Source organism: Micromonospora sp. NPDC049171, assembly GCF_040648275.1.
Taxonomy (GTDB): Bacteria; Actinomycetota; Actinomycetes; order Mycobacteriales; family Micromonosporaceae; genus Micromonospora.
Genome location: NZ_JBEZDJ010000034.1, coordinates 67,815 through 76,576 on the forward strand (window position 1 = coordinate 67,815; position 8,762 = coordinate 76,576).

At 72.4% G+C, this 8,762-nt stretch carries 9 protein-coding genes; 6 read left to right on the top strand and 3 right to left on the bottom strand.

Annotated features, from left to right (window positions below):
* Positions 1 to 149 precede the first annotated feature (149 nt).
* Positions 150 to 1,343 carry an MFS transporter gene (locus AB0B14_RS32290; RefSeq protein WP_357525858.1) on the top strand — a complete coding sequence of 398 codons (1,194 nt, stop codon included), beginning with the start codon at positions 150 to 152 and terminating at the stop codon, positions 1,341 to 1,343.
* Positions 1,340 to 2,173, top strand: coding sequence for an ATP-binding cassette domain-containing protein (locus AB0B14_RS32295; RefSeq protein WP_357068514.1), 834 nt, complete (start codon positions 1,340 to 1,342; stop codon positions 2,171 to 2,173). Before AB0B14_RS32290 ends, AB0B14_RS32295 begins: the two co-directional genes overlap by 4 nt.
* A gap of 52 nt (positions 2,174 to 2,225) precedes the next feature.
* On the opposite strand, the gene AB0B14_RS32300 is transcribed toward AB0B14_RS32295, so the two are convergent.
* Positions 2,226 to 2,843 carry a pyridoxamine 5'-phosphate oxidase family protein gene (locus AB0B14_RS32300; RefSeq protein WP_357068512.1) on the bottom strand — a complete coding sequence of 206 codons (618 nt, stop codon included), beginning with the start codon at positions 2,841 to 2,843 and terminating at the stop codon, positions 2,226 to 2,228.
* A gap of 166 nt (positions 2,844 to 3,009) precedes the next feature.
* Here AB0B14_RS32300 and AB0B14_RS32305 point away from each other — a divergent pair, with 166 nt between their 5' ends.
* From AB0B14_RS32305 to AB0B14_RS32315, 3 genes are read left to right on the top strand one after another with little or no spacing between them, the layout of a single operon-like run.
* A complete protein-coding gene (locus AB0B14_RS32305; RefSeq protein WP_357068510.1) occupies positions 3,010 to 3,513 on the top strand; it encodes a DUF2231 domain-containing protein in 504 nt (167 codons plus the stop codon).
* A complete protein-coding gene (locus AB0B14_RS32310) occupies positions 3,513 to 4,064 on the top strand; it encodes an Hsp20/alpha crystallin family protein (RefSeq protein ID WP_357068508.1) in 552 nt (183 codons plus the stop codon). Before AB0B14_RS32305 ends, AB0B14_RS32310 begins: the two co-directional genes overlap by 1 nt.
* A gap of 8 nt (positions 4,065 to 4,072) precedes the next feature.
* Complete coding sequence (locus tag AB0B14_RS32315; RefSeq protein WP_357525861.1) at positions 4,073 to 5,179, top strand: glycosyltransferase family 9 protein; 1,107 nt, start codon at positions 4,073 to 4,075, stop codon at positions 5,177 to 5,179.
* Between the two features lies 1 nt (position 5,180).
* Here the strand turns inward: AB0B14_RS32315 and AB0B14_RS32320 are convergent, their stop codons facing one another.
* Entirely contained in the window at positions 5,181 to 6,059 is an 879-nt protein-coding gene (locus tag AB0B14_RS32320; protein ID WP_357068504.1) for a glycosyltransferase family A protein, read from the bottom strand.
* Positions 6,056 to 7,876, bottom strand: coding sequence for a D-glycero-beta-D-manno-heptose 1-phosphate adenylyltransferase (rfaE2, locus tag AB0B14_RS32325; protein WP_357068502.1), 1,821 nt, complete (start codon positions 7,874 to 7,876; stop codon positions 6,056 to 6,058). Before rfaE2 ends, AB0B14_RS32320 begins: the two co-directional genes overlap by 4 nt.
* A 155-nt stretch (positions 7,877 to 8,031) precedes the next feature.
* Between rfaE2 and AB0B14_RS32330 the strand changes: the two genes are divergently transcribed.
* Entirely contained in the window at positions 8,032 to 8,571 is a 540-nt protein-coding gene (locus tag AB0B14_RS32330) for a type 1 glutamine amidotransferase domain-containing protein (RefSeq protein WP_357068500.1), read from the top strand.
* Positions 8,572 to 8,762: the final 191 nt, after the last annotated feature.

Below are 8,762 nucleotides of genomic sequence, written 5' to 3' on the forward strand. Positions count from 1 at the left end.
TGCCAGTCGATCCGATCGCGGTCGGCCAGGGGTACCCGGGCGGGGCCATCGACATCTTGGCTGCTTGGCGACACAAGTCGGCAGGATATCGATAGTCCGCATCCGGGGCGACCGGGCATCCTTCCTGCGACACCCGAACGAGAGAGCTGATGGTGACGGAGACAGGCAGCCGAGTGAACCCGGCCAACCCTGGGACGGTGCTGGCGCTTGACGAGCAACCGTCGGCGTGGCGGCGGATGCGACTGTGGAGCGCCGCCCACGCGGTCGACGACCTCTATCAGGGTCTGGTGCCGGCCTGCGTTCCGTACTTCGTGCTGGACCGTCACTACGGCTACGTGGCCGCCGGCGGTCTCACGCTCGCCGCAACCATGGGCAGCGCCATTCCGCAACCATTCATCGGCGTCGCCGTCGACCGGTACCGGCTCGACTGGCTCGCCGGTGCGGGAGTGACGCTCGCCGGAATCGGGCTCGGCCTCGCCGGTCTCGTGCACAGCTACGTGGCGGTCTGGCTCCTGCTCTGCGCGTCGGGAATCGGCGTGGCGATGTTCCATCCGGCCGCGGGAAAGTCGGCCCGGGTGGCGGCAGGTGACAGCGCCACGGCGATGAGCATCTTCGCCGCCGGTGGCAGTGTCGGGTTCTTCCTGGCACCGGTGCTGGCGACTCCGGCACTCATCGCGATGGGCGTCGGGGCGACGGCGCTCTTCATTCCGCCGGCCGTACTCATGGGTTTCCTGCTCCACCGCAATCGGCTACGGCGGCCGGCCGCGCGCCTCGTCGCGCACGACGGCCGGGACCGCTGGGTTCCCTTCCTGGTGCTGACCTGCATCGAGACCGTCAGATCTGTCGCCTTCTTCGGTGCGATCACCTTCATCGAGTTGTTCTGGATACGCCATCTGGGCGCGGGCAGGAGCCTCGCCGGAGCCGCGCTGGCCTGCTTCCTGGTCGGTGGGGTGGTCGGAACGCTGCTGGGTGGCCGGATCGCCGACCGGGTCGGGATGGTCCGCACCGTGCAACTCGGCGCGATCGTCGCCGTCCCCGCGCTCGTCGGCCTGCGGCTCACCCCCGGGGAGTACCCGCCGCTCCTGTTCGCCGTGCTCGCCGGCATCGCCCTGAACATCCCGTTCGCCGTGCTGGTCAAGCTGGGCCAGGACTATCTGCCCACGCGGCCCGGCACCGCGGCCGGTGTGACGCTCGGGCTCGCCGTGAGCATCGGCGGCCTCCTCGCGCCCGTCCTCGGTCTGGCGGCGGAAACCTGGGGCCCGCAGGGGGTGTTCACCATCATCTGCCTGATTCCGCTGGTGGCGCTGGCTCTCGGCGTGTTCCTCAGCGAGCCGGGCAGGTGAGCCGCCACGCCGGCCCGGGCGACACGGTGATCGAGGCTCGGGACGTCGATGTCGTACGGGAGGCCCGCCTGCTGCTCGCGGGAATCAGCGTCACCATCCGCGCCGGAGAGCACTGGGCACTGATCGGGCCCAACGGTGCGGGCAAGAGCACCCTGCTCAGCGTCCTCGGCGCCCACCAGCATCCCACCCGGGGGCAGGTGGACATCCTCGGTCAGCGCCTCGGGCGTACCGACGTCTTCCAGTTGCGTCGCTCGATCGGCCGGGTCAACCCGCAGCACCCGCTGCGCTCGGCGTTGACCGCCCGCGAGGTGGTGCTCACCGGAGCGACCGGCACGATCGACCTGATGCCCCGGTGGACGCCGCGCCCGGACGAGCTGGAGCGGGCGGACCACCTCCTGCACCTGCTGGGGCTGGGCGGAAGCGCGGAGGCCCGCTGGCACCTGCTGTCCCACGGCGAGCGGGGGCGCGTGCTGCTCGCGCGGGCAGTGCTGGCGCGCCCGCGACTGCTGTTGCTCGACGAGCCAGCCACCGGTCTGGACCTGCGGGCCCGTGAGCAGTTGTTGACGAGCCTGGACCGCATTCGGGACGCGGCGCCGGAGGCGACAAGCATCCTGGTCACCCATCACCTCGAAGAGTTGCCCACGACCACCACGCACGCGCTGCTGTTGCGCGAGGGCCGTGCGGTCTCGTGCGGGCGGGTCGAGAGGGTGCTGACGACCGAGCTGATGAGCGACTGCTTCGACCATCCCGTCACCATCCTGCGACACCAGGGACGGTGGGCTGCGGTCGCCGCCCCCGACCCCGCCACGCCGCACTTCCTCACGAGGTGACCGACCCTGTCGGCTGGCCGGAACTGGCGGACCGGAGCGCCCAGGAGCAAGCTCAGCTGTAGATGTTCTTGGCGTACTCCGGGCCGTAGTGCCGCTCCAGGTCCTCCAGGCTCACCACCGGCGCCTCGACCTCCTTGATCAGGCGGGGGCGGGACGGCAGCACGTCGGGTTGCCAGGTCTCCGGCTGCCACAGCGCGGACCGCAGGAACGCCTTCGCGCAGTGGTAGAAGATCTGCTCGATCTCCACCACCACGGCGAGCACCGGCCGGTGCCCCTTGACCACCATGTCGTCGAACCAGGGCGCGTCGCTGACCAGGCGGGCCCGCCCGTTGATCCGCAGCGTGTCGGTGCGCCCCGGGATCAGGAAGAGCAACCCGACGTGTGGGTTGTCCAGGATGTTGCGGTAACCGTCGGCCCGCCTGTTGCCCGGCCGCTCGGGCAGCGCGATGGTCGTGTCGTCCAGCACCATGGCGAACCCGGCCGGGTCGCCCTTGGGGGAGACGTCGCAGCTGCCGTCCGCACCGGCGGTGGCCAGCAGGCAGAACGGCGATGCGGCGAGCCACTCACGGTCCCGCTCGTGCAGGCGTTGGCGTTCCTTGTTGGCCGCCCGCGCCGTTGGTTCGCCGAGCAGCTCGCGCAGTTCCTCGTGCGAAGTGATCTCCACCGTCACGTGATCCTCCCTCAGGCGTTGACCCGTTGGCGGGCACCGCCATTCGTCAGCCTAGGCCGCCGTGACCAGGGTGAGGTTTGTGCACGGTCGCCGGGGGTACGGCCTCACCCGACGCGCCCGCCGCACGAGACCGTTCCGCAGGACGCCGACAAGTGGAGGCCGGGAGATGGAGAGCCGACTCAAGGTACTGGGTCATCCAGTCCATCCGATGCTCGTCATGTTCCCGGTCGCGCTGCTGGCCACGGCGGTGCTGTTCGACGTGATCGACACCGTCGGGGGCCCCGACCTGCTCGGCGAGGTCGCGTACTGGAACATCACCGTCGGCCTGATCGGCGGTCTCCTCGCGGCGGCGGCCGGCTCGTTCGACCTGCTGGCCATCCCGACCGGCACCCGCGCCAAGCGGGTGGGTCTGCTGCACGCCGCCGCCAACGTCGCGGTGATCCTGCTCTTCGCCGCGGTGTGGGCCGTGCGGCTCAACGCCGACTCCCGGGCCGCGGGCGGCGCCCTGGTCGCCATCGAGGTGGTCGCGGTGGGGATCCTCGGCATCAGCGCCTGGCTGGGTGGCGAGTTGGTCGACCGGCTGGGTGTGGGCGTCGACCGCGACGCCGGCCTGGACGCGCCCAGCTCACTGCGGCCGCAAACTTCCACCCAGCGGATCGGAGAGGTGTGATGAGCGAACAGCAGGCCGGCGGATTCGGTCGGGGCTGGCGGGGCGGCCGGCAGCAGGGCTGGGACCCGATGGGGGAGTTGCAGTCGCTGCGCGCCGAGCTGAGTCGCCTGGTCGGTGGCCGGGCCGGCGCGTCCGACGTCGACTTGGCCGAGACCGCGGACGGCTGGGAGGTCGTCGTCCGGCTGCCCGGGGTGGCACCGGAGGAGGTGGCTGTCGAGTTGGACGACCTCGAGTTGTGCGTACGGGCCCGCTCCGAGGCCGAGGTCAACGCCGACCAGGGCATCCCCGGCGGCTTCGAGACCCGCGGCTTCGAGTACCGCGTCAACCTGCCGTCGCGGGTCGACCCGGAGGCCATCGACGCGGTCATGGACCACGGCCTGCTCCGGGTCCGGTTGCCCAGGGCGACCCGGCCCACGCCGCGCACCATCACCGTCGGTCGCACCGGGCCGCGCTCCGGCGCCCCCTCCACGGGTACGCCGATGCCTGCCGACCCCGCCGCGGACCGGGAGCTGCACCGCCCGGACACCTTCGGCGAAGTGGACCGGACATAGCGGGTTGCGTGGTCACTCCGTCCCTGCTCGGCCCGACCGGCGAGCGGGTCGAAGACGTGCGGCGGATCGCGGTGCTGCGCGCCAACGCACTCGGCGACTTCATCTTCGCCCTGCCGGCGCTTGACGCGTTGCGTGCCGCGTACCCGGCGGCGGAGATCGTGCTGCTCGGAGCGCCGTGGCACGCGAAGCTCTGGCGCGACCGGCCCGGCCCGGTGGACCGGGTGCTGGTGGTGCCGCCGGCTCCCGGCATCCGTGCGCCGGACCCGGGCGAGGCGGAGTCGTCGATGGACGACTTCGTGGCCGCCGCCACGGGTGCGGGTTTCGACCTGGCGGTGCAGATCCACGGTGGCGGCGCGAACTCCAACCCGCTGATGGGTCGGCTCGGGGCCCGGGTGACGGTTGGTCTGCGCGCCGACGACGCGCCGCCACTGGACCGGTGGCTGCGGTACGTCTACTACCAGCACGAGGTGATCCGCTACCTGGAGGTGGTGGCGCTGGTCGGAGCACCGGCGACCACCATCACGCCGACGCTCGCGGTGACCGACGCCGATCGCGCCGAGGCCGCCCGGGTGCTCGGCCCGGCGCGGCGGCCCCGGGTGGCGTTGCATCCGGGCGCCACCGACACCCGCCGCCGCTGGCCTGCCGAGCGCTTCGCCGAGGTGGCCGGTGCGCTGTACGAGGACGGCTACGAGGTGCTGGTCACCGGTACGCCCGCCGAGCGGGAGGTGGTGGACCGGGTGGTCGATGCGGCACCGGTGCCGGTGCGTCCGCAGGTGGGCACGCTCAGCCTGGGCGGGCTGGTGGGCTGCTACGCCGACTGCGCGTTGGTCGTCTCGAACGACACCGGCCCGCTGCACCTGGCCGCCGCGGTCGGTGCGCCCACGGTGGGGATCTTCTGGGTCGGCAACCTGATCAACGGGGCCAGCCCGCTGCGGGGCCGGCATCGGCCGATCAGCTCGTGGACTGTGCACTGCCCGGTGTGCGGGGTGGACTGCACGCCGGGCATCTATCCGCACCGGCCCGGCGACGGTGAGTGCCCGCACCGGGATTCCTTCGTCACCGACGTCCCGGTGATCGAGGTGGTGGAAGCTGCCCGGGAGCTGCTCACCCCGTAGTTCAGGCCGGCTGCGGGGTGTCCTCGTCGGCGAGGACGACCTCCCACGCCTCCACGTCCCGGTCGGTGACAGTGGTGGGAGATTCCAGGTGGTAGGCGCCGCTGGGCAGGATGCCCGCACCACCATCGCGGGCCAACACCGCGAGCTGCGCGGCCACGTCCTCGCCCTGGTGCTTCTCCTGCACCCGACGCCAGAAGTCGAAGCCACCGGCGGCGACGAGCTTGGCCCGGTCGTACAGCACGCACCCGCCGATCCAGGACACCTTGTACGCCCGCCAGGCACCCGGCGGCAGCGCCAGGTGTTCGGTGATGTGCAGCAGGTTGGCCGCCGAGTGGATCCGGGCCCGGTTCCACTGCGGGGTGTCGGGTCGGATCCGCTCCGGCGTGGGCGAGCCGGTCCACTCCTCGTAGTGCCCGTGCGAGTCCGGCCGCACGTCGTCGGCGTACGAGAGGCCGTGCACCCCGTTGCCGACGAAGCCGCAGCCCAACTCGCCGATCGCCGTCACCAGCCGGCGCAGTGTCCCCGGTTCCAGCCAGATGTCGTCGTCGAGGCTGAGGACGTACCGGGCGGTCGAGGCGGCGAGCAGGTACGCCCGGTGCTCGGCCAACCCCCGGCGGGGCAGCCGGCGGGTCAGCAGCACCGGGTGACCGCGATGCCGCAGCGCCCGGACCATGGTGGCCGCGGCGGGATGCGCGTACGCCGGGTCCCCGTCGGACTGGTCGCTGACCACCACCCCGAAGCCGGGTACGCCGTCCTGGGCGGCGAGCCCGCCCAGGGTGACCGCCAACTCGGCGGGCCGGTTCCGGGTCGGTATCAACACGTCGACCAACCGGTCGGCGCGAAACTCCGCCGGGGTGCCGAGGTCGAGGGGGCGGTTCACGACGCCTGGGTGCGGGAGCTGAGTGACGGGTCGGGCTCCCGGTCCGGGGTCTGCGGCGACGGGTCCTGGCTGTGTGACCGGATCCGCTCGATGATCGCCGACGTGGACCGGTCCGGCACGTACCCCAGGGTGTGCACCTGGCCACCCAGCCGGCGCACCAGCGGCGCCTCCGGCACCAGCTCCGGCGGGTAGTCCCCGCCCTTGACGTAGATGTCCGGCCGGACCGCCTCGATCAGCGCGGCGGGCGAGTCCTCCTCGAAGACCACCACATGGTCCACACAGGCGAGCGCGGCGAGCAGGGCTCCCCGGTCCTCGACCGGGTTGACCGGCCGGTCCGGGCCCTTCAGGCGGCGTACGCTGCCGTCCGAGTTGACCGCCACGATCAGCAGGTCACCCAACGCGCGGGCCTGCTCCAGGTAGCGCACGTGCCCCCGGTGCAGCACGTCGAAGCAGCCGTTGGTGAACACCACCGACCGTCCCGCCTCGCGGTACTCGGCGACGATCGCGTCCAACTCGTCGCTGCCCACCAACGCGGGATGGCTCACTGTCTCGGTTGGTTGGTCGAGCGCGGCGAGCAGATCCTCCCGCCGGCACACGCAGGTGCCGGTGTCGGAGACGGTGATGGTGGCCGCCAACTGGGCGAGCTGCGCGGCGGTGGGCAGCGGCGCGTCGGCGGCCAGGGCCAACGTCATCGCCGCCAGGTACGCGTCGCCGGCACCCACGGCGTGGCTCGCCGGGACCGGGGTGCTGTGGCTGCGCCGTGGCTCCCCGTCGGCGCCACCGACCACCGCCCCCTCGGTGTCCAGGGTTACCGCGACCACGTCGGCGCCGGTGTGCGCGCGCAGCTCCGCGAGGCGCGACTCCGCCAGGACCGCCCGGTCGACGCCCTCACCGGCCCGGGTGTTCACGGTGACGCCGGTGCCGGTGACGCTGAGCCCGTCGCCGGTGAGAGCCACCCGGCCCTCGCCCGGGGTGGGCTCACCGACCGGCCCCGGGTGGTTCTCGGTGACCTCGTCGGTGCGTACCCCGCCGGGTGCCGCGCCCACGCTCAGTTCGGACGGGCCGTCGGACGGGTCGCCGTGCGGGTGTTCCAGGTGCAGGTCGATGCCGGTGGTCGGTCGGGTCGCGCCGCCGGCTCGGGCCAGCAGCCGGGTCGCCTCGGCGAAGCTGGGCGTGACCACCGTCGGCGCGAGGCCCCGCCAGTCGGCCAGGTCGTGGGCGTCCAGCGCGACAGTGGCATACCGCTCGCGTTGCTCGACCAGCCACGCGCGCACCGGGGCGGGCAGCGCCCCCAGGCCGTAGTCGCAGACCACCAGGGTGGGCGCCTCCCCACCGGCGGCGGCGCGCAGCTCCTCGGTGGCGCAGCTCAGGGCGGTGAGCAGCCGGGTCACGCCCTCCGGGTCGAGCGCGTCGTCCGCGTCGCCGGAGTCCTCCCGCAACAGGATCTGGTTGCCGGCCAACATCCGCCGCTTCACCGGGGTGGGCCGCCCGGGCTGGTTCACGGTCCGGTCCCAGACGCCCGCGCGGTCCAGACAGTCGTGCAACTCGTCGCCGGCCACGTCCGCGCCCACCGGTGCCACCAGCACCGCCCGGCCGCCGAGAGCGGCGACGTTGACCGCGGTGTTCGCGGCCCCACCGGCGGCGGAGATCCGTCGGCGCAGGGTGAGGACCGGTGCGGGCGCCTCCCGGCAGAGCCGCTCGGAGTCGGCGAAGCGCCACTCGTCCAACATGGCGTCACCGACGATCAGGACTGGGCGTTCCAGCCAGCTCTCCACGACGGTGGCGAGCCGGCGCTGTTCCGCTGCTGCTCCTGCCATGCCTCCCCGGGTCCCCAGCGCCCCCCGGGCCAAACCTGGCCCGTGCCTGACCTGCGGCTGTGTCACCACCGTGCCGTTGCTGCCCGGCTGGGTCGTTTCGGACGTGCGGAGCCGGGAAGGAAATTGCGGTATCCCCGGAAAGGAGACGTACCGAGATGGCAACGACACTGCAGGGCAAGCGGATCGCCTTCCTGGCCGCCGACGGCGTCGAGGAGGTCGAGTACGTCCAGCCGCGTGCGGCGGTCGAGGACGCCGGCGCGACAGTCGAGCTGGTCTCGCTCAAGCCCGGGTCCATCCAGTCCTTCAACCACCTGGACCAGTCGAAGACGTACGACGTGGAGGTGACCGCGGACAAGGCGGACGCCGCCGGCTACGACGCGCTGGTGCTCCCCGGCGGCGTCGCGAACCCGGACTTCCTGCGCGGCGACCCGGACGCGGTGCGCTTCGTGAAGGCGTTCTTCGACGCGGGCAAGCCGGTCGGGGTGATCTGTCACGGTCCGTGGACGCTGATCGAGGCGGACGTGGTGCGCGGCCGACGAATCACGTCCTGGCCGACCCTTCGTACCGACCTGACCAACGCCGGCGCCACCTGGGTCGACGAGGAGTGCGTAACCGACGGCAACCTGACCAGCAGCCGCAACCCCGACGACCTCCCCGCCTTCTGCGCCCAGATCACCAAAACCTTCGCCGCCTAACAGCGCCCCCTGTCCCCTCCCTGTCCCCACCCCCCACCCCCACCCCCTCCCCCCTCCCCGCCACGCCCCGTTGATCATGGGGTTATAGCCCTCCAGCTCGGCTTGGGGTCAAGGGGTGAGTGCAATCGTTAGGTAGCGATGAGGTGGTCCAGGCGTTCGGCTGGGGTTGCCCAGTCGAGCGTCTGGCGGGG

Bases quoted from the DNA above. Each gene is read 5' to 3' on its own strand.
- AB0B14_RS32290 (WP_357525858.1), top strand. From the start codon at position 150: ATGGTGACGGAGACAGGCAGCCGAGTGAACCCGGCCAACCCTGGGACG.
- AB0B14_RS32305 (WP_357068510.1), top strand. From the start codon at position 3,010: ATGGAGAGCCGACTCAAGGTACTGGGTCATCCAGTCCATCCGATGCTC.
- AB0B14_RS32310 (WP_357068508.1), top strand. From the start codon at position 3,513: ATGAGCGAACAGCAGGCCGGCGGATTCGGTCGGGGCTGGCGGGGCGGC.
- rfaE2 (WP_357068502.1), bottom strand. From the start codon at position 7,876: ATGGCAGGAGCAGCAGCGGAACAGCGCCGGCTCGCCACCGTCGTGGAG.
- AB0B14_RS32330 (WP_357068500.1), top strand. From the start codon at position 8,032: ATGGCAACGACACTGCAGGGCAAGCGGATCGCCTTCCTGGCCGCCGAC.